The organism is Neoroseomonas marina (assembly GCF_012927745.1).
In the GTDB taxonomy this organism is placed as follows: domain Bacteria; phylum Pseudomonadota; class Alphaproteobacteria; order Acetobacterales; family Acetobacteraceae; genus Neoroseomonas; species Neoroseomonas marina.
This window is the reverse complement of record NZ_JABBKX010000001.1, coordinates 1,032,757-1,046,414: the sequence shown is the minus strand read 5'-3', so window position 1 is coordinate 1,046,414 and position 13,658 is coordinate 1,032,757. Positions and strand designations below refer to the sequence as shown.

General features: G+C 69.0%; 12 protein-coding genes. 5 read left to right on the top strand and 7 right to left on the bottom strand.

Features of this window, described 5'->3' with window-relative positions; all coding sequences use genetic code 11:
- Positions 1-6: 6 nt before the first annotated feature.
- The 3 genes from GWK16_RS05145 to GWK16_RS05135 all read left to right on the top strand — a co-directional run bounded on the left by GWK16_RS05145 (position 7) and on the right by GWK16_RS05135 (position 3,991).
- A complete protein-coding gene (locus GWK16_RS05145) occupies positions 7-1,035 on the top strand; it encodes a putative 2-aminoethylphosphonate ABC transporter substrate-binding protein (RefSeq protein ID WP_170052820.1) in 1,029 nt (342 codons plus the stop codon).
- Positions 1,036-1,097: 62 nt separating this feature from the next.
- Positions 1,098-2,282 carry a putative 2-aminoethylphosphonate ABC transporter ATP-binding protein gene (locus GWK16_RS05140; protein WP_170052819.1) on the top strand — a complete coding sequence of 395 codons (1,185 nt, stop codon included), beginning with the start codon at positions 1,098-1,100 and terminating at the stop codon, positions 2,280-2,282.
- Positions 2,279-3,991, top strand: a complete 1,713-nt coding sequence (locus tag GWK16_RS05135) for a putative 2-aminoethylphosphonate ABC transporter permease subunit (RefSeq protein ID WP_170052818.1) — start codon at positions 2,279-2,281, stop codon at positions 3,989-3,991. The genes GWK16_RS05140 and GWK16_RS05135 overlap by 4 nt, the downstream gene beginning before the upstream one ends.
- Positions 3,992-3,995: 4 nt before the next feature.
- On the opposite strand, the gene mnhG is transcribed toward GWK16_RS05135, so the two are convergent.
- The 7 genes from mnhG to GWK16_RS05100 are packed head-to-tail and all read right to left on the bottom strand — an operon-like array spanning position 3,996 to position 10,507.
- Positions 3,996-4,358 carry a monovalent cation/H(+) antiporter subunit G gene (mnhG, locus tag GWK16_RS05130; protein ID WP_170052817.1) on the bottom strand — a complete coding sequence of 121 codons (363 nt, stop codon included), beginning with the start codon at positions 4,356-4,358 and terminating at the stop codon, positions 3,996-3,998.
- Entirely contained in the window at positions 4,355-4,636 is a 282-nt protein-coding gene (locus GWK16_RS05125; protein ID WP_170052816.1) for a K+/H+ antiporter subunit F, read from the bottom strand. The genes mnhG and GWK16_RS05125 overlap by 4 nt, the downstream gene beginning before the upstream one ends.
- Entirely contained in the window at positions 4,633-5,124 is a 492-nt protein-coding gene (locus GWK16_RS05120) for a Na+/H+ antiporter subunit E (protein WP_170052815.1), read from the bottom strand. Before GWK16_RS05120 ends, GWK16_RS05125 begins: the two co-directional genes overlap by 4 nt.
- Complete coding sequence (locus GWK16_RS05115; RefSeq protein WP_338144408.1) at positions 5,121-6,725, bottom strand: monovalent cation/H+ antiporter subunit D; 1,605 nt, start codon at positions 6,723-6,725, stop codon at positions 5,121-5,123. The genes GWK16_RS05120 and GWK16_RS05115 overlap by 4 nt, the downstream gene beginning before the upstream one ends.
- Positions 6,722-7,069 carry a Na+/H+ antiporter subunit C gene (locus GWK16_RS05110; RefSeq protein ID WP_456306748.1) on the bottom strand — a complete coding sequence of 116 codons (348 nt, stop codon included), beginning with the start codon at positions 7,067-7,069 and terminating at the stop codon, positions 6,722-6,724. The genes GWK16_RS05115 and GWK16_RS05110 overlap by 4 nt, the downstream gene beginning before the upstream one ends.
- Positions 7,066-9,978, bottom strand: coding sequence for a monovalent cation/H+ antiporter subunit A (locus tag GWK16_RS05105; protein ID WP_170052814.1), 2,913 nt, complete (start codon positions 9,976-9,978; stop codon positions 7,066-7,068). Before GWK16_RS05105 ends, GWK16_RS05110 begins: the two co-directional genes overlap by 4 nt.
- Positions 9,979-10,027: 49 nt before the next feature.
- Positions 10,028-10,507 carry a PTS sugar transporter subunit IIA gene (locus GWK16_RS05100; protein ID WP_170052813.1) on the bottom strand — a complete coding sequence of 160 codons (480 nt, stop codon included), beginning with the start codon at positions 10,505-10,507 and terminating at the stop codon, positions 10,028-10,030.
- A 397-nt stretch (positions 10,508-10,904) separates the two neighbouring features.
- Between GWK16_RS05100 and GWK16_RS05095 the strand changes: the two genes are divergently transcribed.
- Both GWK16_RS05095 and GWK16_RS05090 read left to right on the top strand, forming a co-directional pair.
- Positions 10,905-12,299 (top strand): efflux transporter outer membrane subunit, encoded by a 1,395-nt coding sequence (locus GWK16_RS05095; protein WP_248291096.1) that lies wholly within the window; start codon positions 10,905-10,907, stop codon positions 12,297-12,299.
- Positions 12,296-13,648, top strand: coding sequence for an efflux RND transporter periplasmic adaptor subunit (locus tag GWK16_RS05090; RefSeq protein WP_248291095.1), 1,353 nt, complete (start codon positions 12,296-12,298; stop codon positions 13,646-13,648). The genes GWK16_RS05095 and GWK16_RS05090 overlap by 4 nt, the downstream gene beginning before the upstream one ends.
- Positions 13,649-13,658: the final 10 nt, after the last annotated feature.

Here is a 13,658-nt window from a genome sequence, read left to right as displayed (position 1 = left end):
TTGCGAATGAGGCGATGGTTGCTTGCTGCGGGGGCGGCGATCGCCCTCGCTTTCGGCTCCGGCGCGGCGGACGCGCAGCAGCGCACCCGCGTCACGATCTACACCGCGCTCGAGAACGAGCAGCTCGCGCCCTTCAAACAGGCGATCGAGGCGGCCGTCCCAGGCGTCGAGGTGGTCTGGGTGCGCGATTCCACGGGCGTCATCACCGCCCGCGTCATCGCCGAGCGCGAGAATCCGCGCGCCGACATGATCATGGGACTGGCGGCCTCATCGCTCCTCATGTTCGAGGGGATGAACCTGCTCGAGCCCTACACTCCTGCCGGGGTGGATGCGCTGAAGCCGGCGTTCCGAGACTCGGCGCCGCCGGCGACCTGGACGGGCATGGATGCCTATCTCGGCGTCATCTGTTTCAACACGACCGAGGCCCGGCGCTTCAACGCGCCGATGCCGGCGACGTGGCAGGACCTCACGAAGCCCGAGTTCCGTGGCCGGCTGGTGATGCCGCACCCGGCCTCCTCCGGCACCGGCTACCTGATGGTCGCGATGTGGCTGCAGCAGATGGGCGAGGAAGCCGGCTGGCGCTTCATGGACGCGCTACACGAGAACATGGCCGTCTACACGCATTCCGGTTCCGCGCCCTGCGTGCAGGCCGCCCGCGGCGAGCGCGTCGCCGGCATCTCGCTCGACATGCGCGGGGCGCGCGAACGCACCCAGGGCGCGCCGATCGAGGTCATCATCCCGGCCGAGGGCACGGGCTGGGACATGGAGGCGACCTCCATCGTCCGCGGCACCCGCAACCTTGAAGCGGCGCGGCGCATCGCCGACTGGGTCGCGACGCGCCAGGCGAACGAGCTCTACAGCCGCTTCTACGCCGTGGTTGCCTATCCGGGCGTCACCAATACGCCGGCCAACTATCCGGCGAATGCCGAGGCGCGGATGTTCCCGAACAACTTCACCTGGATGGCGGATAACCGGGAACGCATCCTCGCGGAGTGGTCGCGCCGCTACGAGTCCAAGGCGGCGCCACGCAACTGAACGGCTCGCGGCGCGGGCCATCCGGCCCGCGTCGCATCGGCGGCGAATGAGGGTCCGGCACCATGACAAGCCTGCGCTTCGAGACGGTGGATGCAGCCGCGCCCCGGCCCGCCGGCGCATCGACGGCCGGAGCCTCGGCGTCGCCGCGCGCCTATCTGGTGGTGCGTGGTCTGACGCGCCGCTTCGGCGCCTTCACCGCGCTGGACCGCATCGACCTCGAGGTCCGGCGCGGCGAGTTCGTCTGCTTCCTTGGTCCATCGGGCTGCGGCAAGACGACCCTGCTACGCGCCATCGCCGGTCTCGACCGGCAGGATGAGGGGCGGATCGAGATCGGTGGGCGCGACGTGTCCCATGCGCCCCCGGCCGACCGCGACTTCGGCATCGTCTTCCAGTCCTATGCGCTGTTCCCGAACCTCACCGTCGACGACAACGTCGCCTATGGCCTGGTGAACCGCCGCCGCCCACGCGCGGAGATCGCCGCAAGGGTCAAGGAACTGCTCGCGCTGGTCGGGTTGCCCGACCAAGGTGCCAAGTTCCCGGTGCAGTTGTCAGGCGGTCAGCAGCAACGGGTCGCGTTGGCGCGGGCGCTTGCGACATCGCCCGGGCTTCTGCTTCTGGACGAGCCGCTCTCGGCGCTGGATGCGCGTGTTCGCCTGCATCTGCGGGAAGAGATCCGGGCCCTGCAGAACCGGCTCGGCGTGACCACGATCATGGTGACGCACGACCAGGAGGAAGCGCTCGCCATGGCCGACCGCATCGTGGTGATGAACCACGGCGTGATCGAGCAGGTCGGGACGCCCGAGGAGATCTACCGCACGCCGGCCAGTGCCTTCGTCGCCGATTTCGTGGGCACCATGAGCTTCCTGGACGCGACGGTCGCGGCACCGGGCGAGATACGGGTCGGCGCCCGCAGCCTGCGTGTCGCAGACGGGCGTGCATTGGTACCCGGCTGCGCGGCACGGGTCGGCCTACGGCCCGAGGATGTGCGCGTTCGTGGCGTTCATCCGGATGACGAGAACGCGTTCGAGGCGACCATCGAGGATGTCGAGTTCCTTGGCGCCTTCTGCCGGGCCCGGCTCGTCGCGCGGGACGCTCCGGGATTGGCGCTGCTGGCGGATTTCTCCGCCAACCTGATGCGGGATGTCGGCGTCGAAGTCGGCAAGACGCTGCTGGTCGCCCTGCCGCCGGACGCCCTGCGCGTCTTCGTGCGGTCGTCGCCGATGGCCGACGAGGCGTCGGCGTCGTGAGTGCGGTCCTCCAATCGTCGGAGGACGTCCTTCCGACGGCCAGGCGGTTCATCACCGAACAGCGGGTCGTCGCCGCCCTGGTGGGGCTGCTCTGCCTGGCATTGCTGGTGGCGATCGCATTGCCGCTCTGGGCACTCCTGTCCAAGAGCTTCCTGAACGCGGATGGCGGGTTCGTGGGCCTCGCGAATTTCGCACGGTATTTCGCGACGCCGGCGCTGGTGCAATCGCTGATCAACAGCGTGATGGTGGCGTCGCTCGCGACCTGCATCGTGGTCCCGCTGGCCTTCACCTACGCCTATGCGCTGACGCGCAGTTGCATCCCGGCGAAAGGGCTGTTCTACGCGCTTGCCTTGCTGCCGATCTTCGCGCCGTCGCTCCTGCCGGCCCTCTCCTTCATCTACATCTTCGGCAACCAGGGATTCCTGAAGGACCTGCTGTTCGGCGCTACCATCTACGGGCCGATTGGCATCGTGATGGCGCAGGTCTTCTATTGCCTCCCGCATGCGACGATGATCCTGGTCGCCGCGCTCGCCCTGTCGGATGGCCGCCTTTACGAGGCGGCCGCGGCGCTCGGCACCACGCGCTGGCGGGTCTTCGTCACGGTCACCCTGCCGGGCGCGCGCTATGGTGTCGTCTCAGCCGCGGTCGTGGTCTTCACTCTCGTTGTGACCGATTTCGGCATTCCAAAGGTGATCGGCGGGCAGTTCGCCGTGCTCGCCACGGATGCCTACAAGCAGGTCGTCGGGCAGCAGAACTTCAGCATGGGGGCTGTCGTCGGCATGGTCCTGTTGGTGCCGGCCGTGCTCGCCTTCCTCGTCGAACAGATCCTGAAACGCCGGCAGGTTGCGCTCCTCTCCGCACGCGCTGTGCCCTACGCGCCGCGGCCGGAGCGCCGGCGCGATGCGGCGCTGCTGCTGTTCTGCATCCTCGTGGGTGGGCTCGTGGCGAGCATCCTCGGGGTCGCGGTCTGGGCCTCCTTCATCAAGTACTGGCCGTACAACCTCTCGCTCACGCTCTCGAACTACGACTTCGCCGAGTTCGAACCCGACGGGTGGCAGCCCTATTTCAACTCCCTGAAGATGGCCGGGCTGACGGCCCTGATCGGGACGCCGGTCATCTTCCTCGGCGCCTACCTGATCGAGAAGGCGCAGGCCGCGGCGCTCGGGCGGTTCTTCGCGCATTTCCTCGCAATGCTGCCGATGGCGGTGCCCGGGCTCGTGCTCGGCCTCGGCTACGTGTTCTTCTTCAACGCACCATGGAACCCGCTCGGCGCCCTGTACGGCACGATCGCCGTTCTGGCGCTGAACAGCCTGGCGCATTTCTACACCGTCGCGCACATCACGGCGGTCACGGCGCTGAAGCAGATCGATGGAGAATTCGAGTCGGTGTCGGCCTCGCTCAAGGTGCCGTTCTGGACGACGCTGCGGCGCGTGACCGTGCCGATCTGCATGCCCTCGCTGCTCGACATCGCCGTCTACCTCTTCGTCAATGCGATGACCACGGTCTCGGCGGTGATCTTCCTCTACGGACCAGGCACCAAGCTCGCCTCGATCGCCGTGGTGCACATGGACGAGGCTGGCGCGATCGCCGCGGCCGCCGCCATGGCGACCTGCATTGTGGTCACGGCGATCGCAGTGAAGCTGTTGCACCTGCTGCTCGACGCGGTCTTGCTGAGCAGGTTGCAGCGTTGGCGGGTCCGGACAGGCTGACGGTTCAGTCCTGGACGGGCGTAGGCCGTCGGGGCGGAGCATCGGGGTTGCCCTCCCGTTCGTCGCGGTAGAGGGCGGCGCGCGCCAGAAGCATCAGCGTCACAGGCGTCGTGACGACCATGAAGGCGGCAATCAGGATCTCGTGCAGTACGAAGCGCGTCTGAAGGATGCTGAAATACAGCATCGAGGCGACCAGGATGCTGCCGATGCCGAGCGTCGTCCCCAGCGTCGGGGCGTGCATCCGGTCGTAGAAGCTGCGCAGCGTCACCAGGCCGATCGAGCCAGCCAGCGCGAGGCCCGCGCCGATCAGGAGCAGGAATGCGACGGGAACGGCAGCCCAGAGAGGGACGTCGGCGGCATGGGTCATTCGATCACCTCGCCGCGCATGAGGAACTTCGACAGCGCCGCCGTGGCGACAAAGCCGAGAAGCGAGATGAGCAGCGCTGCCTCGAAGTAGTGCGTGGTTCCGGTGCGGATGCCGAAGACGAGCAGCAGCATCGCACCGTTCACATACAGCGTATCCAATGCGAGGACCCTGTCCTGCGCCCGCGGCCCACGGAGCACGCGCAACGCGGCGCAGCCCATCGCGGCGACCAGCAGGATCTGTGCCGCCAGAATGGCGGAGGAGAGGATCATCGCGCTCATTCGAAGATGTCCATCAGCCGGCGCTCCCAGCGGTCCTTCACGATCCGGACCCAGGCGTCTTCGTCGATCAGGTCGAGCACATGCAGCAACATGGTGCCGTCGCTCGAATCATAATCCACCCAGACCGTGCCCGGCGTGGCCGTCAGGATGCAGGTCAACGCGGCCAGACCGTGCGGGCTGCGCATGTCGAGCGGTATGCGAACGAAGCCCGATCGGCGCGCCTGCGCGCGCGAAGGACGCAGGATGATGCGGGCGACGGCGTTGTTCGAGCGAAAGACCTCGACCACCACATCCCGCAACAGGCCGGGCACGCTTGCCAGGCGCCGAAGGCGGGTTCTCGGGAACCGCACCAGCGCCAGAGCGCCGCAACCGGCACATGCGAGGGCCGTGCCGAGCAGGACCGCGGCGACGGAGGTGCTCTCGGTCAGCAGCAGCCACAACAGGATCAGTGTCAGGCCGATCGCGGGGTAGGGAAGCCATCGCTTCACGGGCCGGCACTCTCGCCTGGGGCCGCGATGACGCCCTGGAGGTAGCTGGCCGGGAGGTGGAGCCCCTCGGCCGCGGATTGCAGGTAGGCGCTCGCCGGGCCGGCACCGACGGTCAGGACAGCGCAGAGCAGCAGCAACATCGCGACAGGCACGATCTCGATAAGGCCGATGCGCGGCGCGCGGGCTGCCGGCGATGTCCAGAACACGTCGATCCCGCTGCGCAGCATCGCGACGACGGTCGCGAAGCCGGACAGGATGAGGGCCGCCATCAGAGCCCAGGTCGTCGGGGACACGGATGGCCCGCTGCTGGCGAGCAGGGTCGAGAGGATGGCGAACTTCGCGAGGAAGCCTGACAGCGGCGGCAGGCCGGCCAGCAGCACGGCGCAGGCCATGAAGGCGAAGCCGAGGACGGCGATGGTACCGGGGATGGCAACGCCGACGGTGTCCTGCTCGTCCATCTCCTCCTCGTCCTCACCGGCACCGAAGGCCTCGCGGCTGACCGCAAGCACGTCCGCGCCCACTTCCCTCCCGCGTTCGACAAGTTCGATCAGAAGGAAGAACGCCCCGATCGAGAGGACGGAACTCACGAGGTAGAGCAGGGCTCCGCCGGTGACCGTCACCTGACCGGCTCCGATGGCGGCCAGCAGCGTGCCGGAGGAAATCATCACGCTGGCGCCCGCGAGGCGTGGCAGGTTCTGCGTCGCCAGCATCGCGATCGATCCGAAGGCGATGGTCAGCAACCCGCCCACCAGGAGCCACGCCTCGCCGAACCCCGCGGACGGTCCGGCGGTGCCACCGAACAGCAGCAGCCACACACGCAGGACGGCGTAGATACCCACCTTGCTGAGGATCGACAGGATGGCCGCCGCCGGCGTCGTCGCAGCCGCGTAGGTCGGTGGAAGCCAGAAGCCGAGCGGCCACATCGCCGCCTTGACCAGGAAGGCGATGCCGAGCACGGCGAGGCCGGTCTCCAGCAATCCGCGATCCTCGGCCGCCACCTCACGCATCCGGTGGGCGAGTTCGGCCATGTTGAGCGTGCCTGCGACCCCATAGACAACGCTGACGCCGACGAGAAAGAGCAGCGAGGCGACCAGGTTGACGACGATGTAGTGCAGGCCGGCACGAACGCGCGCCACACCGGACCCATGCAACGCCATTCCGTAGGATGCGGCGAGCATCACCTCGAAGAAGACGAAGAGGTTGAACAGATCGCCGGTCAGGAAGGCGCCATTCAGTCCCATGAGCTGGAACTGGAACAGCGGCTGAAAATACACCCCGGCCCGTTGCCAGCGGCCGAGCGAGAAGAGAAAGGCCGCAAGCCCGAGGAGCGCCGCCAGCGCCAACATGACCGCCGACAGCCGATCGAGCACGAGCACGATGCCGAACAGCGTCGGCCAGTTGCCCAGGCGGTAGACATGCACCGTCGGGCTGTCGGCGAGCCCAAGCAGGATGGCCGCGAGGACCACGAGAAGAACGGTCGACATCAAGCCGATCGCTGCGGTCAGCCGGCGCCGGCGATCCCCCGCGAGGATGATCGCCGCGCCGGCCACCATGGGCACGACGATGGGCGCGACGACCAGATGCTCCATCCAACCGGTCACCGCTCGCGCTCCCGTCCGTCGACATGGTCGGTGCCCGTCAGGCCGCGTGCGGCGAGCAGCACGACCAGCAGAAGGGCGGTGGTGGCGAAGCCGATGACGATGGCGGTCAGGACGAGCGCCTGGGGCAGCGGATCCACGTAGAGACCGAGGGTGCCAGCCTCCCCCGGCGACAGGACGGCCGCCGCACCGCTGCGCAGCCCTCCGGTCGAGAAGATGAAGAGGTTGACCGCATAGGACAGCAGCGCCAGGCCGACGATGACCTGGAAGGTTCGCGGCCGCAGCAGCAGCCACACGCCCGACCCGGTGAGCACCCCGATGGCGAGGGAAACGACGATCTCCATCATGCCTCTCCGGCTCGGCTGCCGACGCGGCGCGGTGCGGCTCGGTGGCCGCGGACCGATTGGTGCGCGAGTGCGACGAGCATGAGCAGCGTTGCGCCGACGACCAAGGCGAAGACGCCGATGTCGAAGATCAGCGCGCTGGCCGTCGGCACCTTGCCGATCAGCGGCAGTTCCGCATAGGCGAAGTAGGTGGTCAGGAACGGGCGACCGAAGAACCAGGCGACGATACCGGTGCCGGAGGCGATCAGGAGCCCCGCGCCGAGCCAGATCTGGGGCCGCAGACGCAGATGGGCTTCGGTCCAGGCCGCGCCGCCGATGATGTACTGCAGCAGGATGGCGATCGCGACCACCATGCCGGCGGAGAAGCCGCCGCCCGGAAGATCGTGGCCGCGCAGCATCAGGAACACCGCGACGACCAGCATGACGGGGAACAGCAGTCGCGTGAGCGTGAAGGGAACCAACAGCCAGTCGGCCGTCGGTCGCACGGCGTCGTCATGCTGCGTGGCTCCATCCTGGTCGCGCTGCTGCTCCGGAATCTCGACGCTGTCCGCGGCGGGGCGGAAGCGACGGAGCAGGGCGTAGGTGGTCAGGGCCACGGCCGCCACCACGAAGATCTCGCCGAGTGTGTCGAAGCCGCGGAAATCCACCAGAATGACGTTGACCACATTGGTGCCGCCGCCTTCGGTGTATGCACGCTCGAGGAAGTGGCTCGCCAGGAGCTCCGGGGGAACCCGGGTCATCACGGCATAGGACAGGGCCGCGAGACCGCAACCGGCGCCGACGGCGATGGCGAGGTCACGGGCCCGGCGCGTGCGGGTCAGCACCTCCGGTCCCCTGTCGCCGGCAACCTGGAAGCGCTTGGGGAGCCACCGGAGCCCCAGCACCAGCAGGACCGTGGTCACCACCTCGACCGTCAACTGCGTCAGGGCCAGGTCCGGTGCCGAGAACCAGACGAAGGTGATGCAAACCACCAGACCCACGCCCCCAAGGAGCATCACCGCCGCCAGCCGGTGGAACTTCGCCTGCCATGCGGTCCCGAGCGCAAAGGCGGCGCCCACCATCCAGACCAGCGCCAGCACCGGATCGACCGGAGTGGAAGGCAGGTTGCCGGGGCCGAAGCCACGGAGCCAGACCGCCCCGGCGCCGGCGAGGAGACCGATCCCGACAATCAGCCGGAGTTGTGGCTGCAGGCGGCGCGTGCCCAACAGGGTCTCGAGCCGCCGCGCCAGGCGCCACGACAGGAAGACCATCACCTGCTCGAAGATGCGTTGCGCATCCAGTCGACGGATGAGGGGCGGCCCTTCGACGTCACCCCGCAGCCGCTGCTGCAACAATGCATAGAGCATGACGCCGCCGGCCAGGGCGATGAGGCTCATCACCAGGGGCAGGTTGAAGCCATGCCAGACGGCAAGGCTGTAGTAGGGAACGTCGTCCCCCAGGACCCCGTGCACCGCGATGGCCAGGTAGGGCCCGACGGTCGCCGCGGGGAGCAGCCCGACCACGATGCAGGTCAGGACCAGGATTTCGACCGGCAGGCGCATCCAGCTTGCGGGCTCGTGCGGCGTGCGCGGCAGGTCGGTTGCCACGGGGCCGAAGAACGCCCCGTGAATGAAGCGCAGCGAATAGGCGACGGAGAAGGCGCTCGCCAGCATCGCGGCAAGGGGCAGGATGTTCAGCAGCGGCGAGAGGGGGGCCTCCGCGGTCAGCGCTTCGGCGAAGAACATCTCCTTCGACAGGAAGCCGTTCAGCAGAGGCACGCCCGCCATCGCCGCCGCCGCCACCATCGCGAGCCTCGCGGTGAAGGGCATCGACTGGTTGAGGCCCGACAGGCGCCGGATGTCGCGCGTGCCCGTTTCATGGTCGATGATGCCGGCCGCCATGAACAGAGAGCACTTGAAGGCCGCGTGGTTGATGATGTGGAAGATGGCGGCGACCAGCGCGAGTTCGCTCTTCAGCCCGAGCAGCAGCGTGATGAGCCCGAGATGGCTGATTGTGGAGTAGGCCAGCAGCCCCTTCAGGTCATTCTGGAATATGGCGATGTAGGCGCCGAGCAGCAGCGTCGTCAGCCCTGCCAGGCCGACCGTCCATGCCCATGCGTCGGTGCCCGCCATGACCGGCCACAGCCGGGCGAGCAGGAAGACGCCGGCCTTCACCAGCGTCGCCGAATGCAGATAGGCCGAGACCGGCGTGGGCGCCGCCATCGCGTGCGGCAGCCAGAAGTGGAAGGGGAACTGTGCGCTTTTCGTCAGGGCGCCGAGCACGATCAGGATGAGCGCCGGCAGGTAGAGCGGATGCTCCCGGATGCGGTCGCCGGCCGACAGCACGGCGTCGAGGTCGTAGCTGCCGACGATGTGCCCGATCAGCAGCACGCCGCCGAACAGCGCCAGCCCGCCCGCACCGGTGACGGTCAGCGCCATGCGCGCGCCGTCGCGCGCGGCCGCCGTGTGATGCCAGTAGCCGATGAGCAGGAAGGAGAAGAGGCTCGTCAGTTCCCAGAAGAAGACCAGCTGCACCAGGTTGCCCGACACGACCACGCCCGTCATCGCGCCCATGAAGGCGAGCAGGAAGGCGAAGAAGCGCGGCACCGGGTCGTCCGAGGACATGTAGTAGCGTGCATAGAGGACCACGAGCGCGCCGATGCCGCTGATCAGCCCGGCGAATAGCCAGGCGAAGCCGTCGAGGCGCAGCGTCAGGTTCAGCCCCAGCGTCGGCATCCAGGCGAATTCCGCCCTCAGAACCCCCCCGCTCGACACCGTCGGATAGGCAGCCCAGACCAGCCCCAGGCATGCCAGGGCGACGGTCCCCGCGATGCCCGAGGCCGCATCGCGCGCGCGCGTCGGCAGAAGGCCCGCGGCGAGGGCGCCCAGGAAGGGCAGGCAGACAAGAGCAAGAAGCAGCAGGCTGTCAGGCATCACGCGTTCCGCGATACCGGGGGTGGGGCGACGCCGCTCGTCGTCCGTCTCAAGCGTCGTCCCCTTCGTCGGCCGTCGTGTCCGCCGCGCGGTTCAGCACCGAGGCCACCTCAGCCTCGGACGCCGCGGCCCGAAGCTGGCGCAGGGCATGCGGTTCGCGCAGGGCCCGGCATGTCTCGGAGAGCGCCGGAAGGAAGCCATCCGCCTCCGCTTCCGGCCAGAGGACGAGCACGACGAGATCGACCGGCTCATCGTCCCGGGCCTCATAGTCGACCGCCCGCCGAAGCCGCGCGAACAGGACGATCGGCTGGCCATTGCCGGGAAGCCTCGCATGCGGCAGCGCGACGCCCCGGCCGAGCGCGGTCGATCCCAGCGCCTCGCGATCCTGCAGTGCGGCCAGGATTTCCGATTCGGAACGGCCAAGGCGTTCCGCCGCCTCCGCGGCGAGGGCCTGCAGGAGGGTCCGCTTGCTGCTCGCCTGCAGGTCCAGGACGATGTTCGCGGTCGGGATCCGATCCGAGATGCTCATGCACTCCTCCGGGAGAGCCGCCTCCGCCGTTGGGTGCGGCATGTCCTCGCTCAGGTTCTGGCGGGCCGGCCACCAAAGGTGACGATGCCCTGCGGACTGCTGGCCCCGCGCCGCGGCTCAGGGGCGATGTCGATGCCAGGGCGACTAGCAACCGGATTAATCATTTGCAATCCTGGGGAACGGGGCCGCGCAGCGATATGAAGGGGCGCTTCGACCAGGCGACGTCGGCGTATGGCGCAATGCATGGTTTCGCTTCGTCACTGGCGCTTCCGTCTCCATCACGCGAAAAGAGAAGCCTGATGTGGCTCGCTCGCGGTTAGATCGCCCCGGAATGCCGGCTTTTCCAGGACCTCGACCCGAGCGGCGGCGGATGCCCGTGCCGTCCGGGACCATGCTGATGGCCTTCGCGCTGGTCGGGTGCGCCTTGCCGATCGAACCGGTCGAATCCGGTCTTCGCGCGCCCGAGCGCTTCGTGAGCGCCGCGCAGGCGCTCGGGCCTGCCGCGGCGCCCGATCCCGCCTGGTGGAATGGCTTCCGGACCCCTGACCTGGACCGGTTGATGGCTGGCGCGATGGGCGGAAACTTCGACCTTGCCGCCGCGGTGGCACGCCTGCAGCAGGCTGACGCCGCGCTGCGCATCGCCGGGGCGCAGTTGCTGCCGTTCGTCGATGTCAGCGGCTCCGTGGCGCGGACACGAGGGACATCCTCCACGCCAGGCACGCCGGCCAATGCGGGGCGGCAGTACGGCGGATCCCTCCGCGCCAGCTATCAGGTCGACTTCTGGGGCGGTCTGCGGGCCCAGGAACAGGCGGCACGCGACAGCGTTGTCGCCGCGGAGTTCGGCGTCGGCACCGTCACCCTCGCAACCCAGTCCGCCGTCGCCACGGCGCTGTTCGACCTGCTCGGCGCACAGGAACAGCTGGCAATCCAGCAGGATAACCTGCGCATCGCCGAACGGACGCTGACCATTCTGCGCCAGCGCCTCGTCGTCGGCACGGCGACCGGCCTTGACGTTGCGCAGCAGGAGACCGTCGTCGCCCAGCAGCGCGCCCAGGTGCCGCCGCTGCGCCAGGCGATCGAGGCCAATACCTTCGCATTGGCGGCGCTGGCAGGGTTGACGCCCGCCGAGGTCACGATCGCGGGACAGCGCCTCGCCTCCGTCCACGTGCCGGAGGTCGCGCCCGGCCTGCCGTCCGAAGTCCTCGCCCGCCGCCCGGACGTCAGGCTGGCCGAAGCGAATCTCGCGGCGGCGAGCGCGGACGTCACCGCCGCTCGCGCCGCTCTGTTTCCGACCATCGCCCTGACGGCCGAAGGCGGGCTGCAAAGCATCGCGCTCCAGACTCTGCTGCGCCCCGGCGCGACCATCTACGGCATCGCGGCCAGCCTGACGCAGACCCTGTTCGACGGTGGTGCCCTGCGCGCGCAGCTCGAACAGACCAGGGCCCGGCGCCTGGAGCTTCTCGCGAACTACCGCCAGGCCATCGTTGCCGCCTTGCAGGATACGGAGACCAGCCTGTCCGCGCTGCAGCGCAGCACGGAACTTGTGACCCTTCAGACAGCACGGGCGGAAGCGGCCCAACGCGCCTATGATGTGTCGGAAGCGCAGTTCCGTGCCGGAACCATCGACCTGCTCACCGTGCTGATCACCCAGACGACTCTCTTCAACGCCCGCCTGGCGCTGGTCCAGGCGCAGACGGCGCGGCTGCAGGCCGCTGCCGCGCTGTTCACCGCGCTGGGCGGCGGCTGGACGGCCGGCAGCGTGCGCCAGGCCCTGGCCGGGACGACGCCATGAACGACCTGCCCCGCCCGCCACGTCCGCAATCGCCCATGGCGGTGGAGACGGAGAGCCCGCCGCGACGTCGCCGGGTCTCGCCCTGGGTGTTCCTGCTGGCGCTGATGGCCGGCGGCGGCTGGTATGCGTGGCGCCAAGGCTGGCTCCCGTTCCTGCCGCAGCCGCAACCCGCGGCGAGCACAACGCCGCCGGCCGGCTTTGGCCCCAGCGGCGGACCCCGGGGGCGGATCGCCATCCCGGTCAGCGCTGCGGAGGCGCTGGTCGCCGACGTGCCGATCGTCCTCGACGCCTTGGGCACCGTACAGGCCTTCAACACCATCACGGTCGTGCCGCAGGTCACAGGGCGCATCACCGAAATTGCCTTCACCGAGGGCCAGGAGGTGCGGGCCGGGGACGTGCTGGTGCGCCTCGATCCCCGCGCCTTCCAGGCGACGCTCGACCAGGCGATCGCGACCAAGGCGCAGCGGGAGGCGCAGCTCGCGAATGCGCGGCTTGATCTGCAGCGCTACCAGCAGCTGATGCGGATCAGCGGCACCTCGCAACAGACGCTCGACACGCAACGCGCCGCGGTCGCGCAGCTCGAGGCGCAGGTGCAGTTCGATCAGGCGACGATCGACAATGCGCAGGTGCAGCTCGACTACACGGTCATCCGGTCGCCGATCGACGGCCGCGTCGGCCTGCGCCAGGTCGATAATGGCAACCTGGTGCAGAGCAGTTCCAGCGGCATTGTCACCATCACCCAGATCCGCCCGATCAGCGTGACCTTCACCCTGCCGCAGCAGGCATTGCCGCAGGTGATGCAGGCGATCGCGGCCGGCGCCGTGCCCGTGGAAGCCCGTTTGCCTGACCCCGCGATTCCGCGCCCCGAAGGGACCCCGGCGCCGGCCAATCCGGTCGGCACGCTGGTCACGGTCGACAACCAGGTGGATGCCGCGACCGGCACGATCCGGCTCAAGGCGACCTTCCCGAACGAGGACCAGCGGCTCTGGCCCGGCGCCTTCGTGAATATCCGCCTGCAGGTCGCGATGCTGCGCGACGTGACCGCGATCCCGCTGGTGGCCGTCCAGCGAGGCCCGGACGGCGCCTACGCCTTCGTCGTCACGGCGGAGAACACGGTGGAGCAGCGGCCGGTGACGGTCGGCATCATCTCGGGTGCCCAGGCGGTCGTGCAGCGCGGGTTGCGGCCGGGGGAACGCGTCGTGACCTCGGGCGCGCTTCGCCTGACGCCGGGGGCCGTGGTGCAGGTCGCCGAGCCGGTCCGCCCGCCGACCGGCGCGACGCAGCAGCGCCGCCGCCAGGCGCCGCAGGGTGGCCCACCCCAGGGGGCACCGCCCGGCCCGCCGCGGTGATGGCGCACGG